Raw genomic sequence first — 1,022 nt, 5'->3', positions numbered from 1 at the left:
CCCCTGCCCCCCTGCACCCATTGCTCCAACGTCGACAGCACCTGCGTATCGAAACCGCGGCCCGCGCCCTGGTAGGCGAAGGTGGCGTCGGTGAAGCGGTCGCACAGCACCACGTCGCCGCGCGCCAGCGCCGGCTCGATGACCTGCACGATGTGGTCGCGCCGCGCCGCGAACACCAGCAGCGATTCGGTCAACGGGTCCATCGCCTGTTCGAGGACGAGCCCGCGCAGGGTTTCGGCCAGCGGCGTGCCGCCGGGCTCGCGCGTGCGCACGACCGTGCGGCCGCGGGCCTTGAAGAGCGCCTCCATCGCGTCGAGATGGCTCGACTTGCCGGCGCCATCGATGCCCTCGAGCGTCAGAAACAAGCCTTCACTCATTGCGCAACTTTCGGTTTGGGTTCGCCGCCGCCGCGCTGGTAGCGGTTGACCGCGCGGTTGTGGTCGTCGAGCGAACTGCTGAACTGGCTGGTGCCGTCGCCGCGCGACACGAAGTACAGCGACTTGCTCTGCGCCGGCTGTACCGCCGCCAGCAGCGCGGCCTTGCCCGGCATGGCGATGGGCGTGGGCGGCAGGCCGCCGCGGGTGTAGGTGTTCCAGGGGGTATCGGCCAACAGGTCCTTCTTGCGCAGGTTGCCGTCGAATGCGGTGCCCAGGCCGTAGATCACGCTCGGGTCGGTCTGCAGCGGCATGCCGGCGCGCAGCCGGTTGACGAAGACGGCGGCGATCTCGGCGCGGTCCTTGGCTTTTCCTGTCTCCTTTTCGACAATGCTGGCCAGGATCAGTGCCTGATCCGCCGACTGGAGCGGCAAATCGGCCGCCCGGGCAGCCCACGCGGCTTCGAGCTTCTTGTCCATGGCCCGCATGGCGCGCTGCAGCAGCGCGATGTCGGTCGAGCCCTTCGAATAGGTGTAGGTGTCGGGGAAGAAGCGGCCCTCGGGATGCACGCCGGGCCGGCCCAGTTTGGCCATCAGCGCATCGTCTGGCAGGCCGACGGTTTCGGGCTTGAGCTGCTCGGCCTTGGCG

2 protein-coding genes are annotated in these 1,022 nt (G+C 68.9%); both read right to left on the bottom strand.

What is annotated here, in order from left to right; all coding sequences use genetic code 11:
• Positions 1-377 (bottom strand): dTMP kinase (gene tmk, locus AC1DOC_RS34925; RefSeq protein WP_478131749.1); only part of this gene is annotated, 377 nt, incomplete at its 3' end.
• The coding region (gene mltG, locus AC1DOC_RS34920) for an endolytic transglycosylase MltG (protein WP_478131748.1) at positions 374-1,022 on the bottom strand (649 nt) is incomplete at its 5' end. The genes mltG and tmk, both read right to left, overlap by 4 nt.

This window comes from Variovorax sp. 01T439_2 (assembly GCF_056398445.1).
This window is presented reverse-complemented; position numbering and strand designations above follow the sequence as displayed.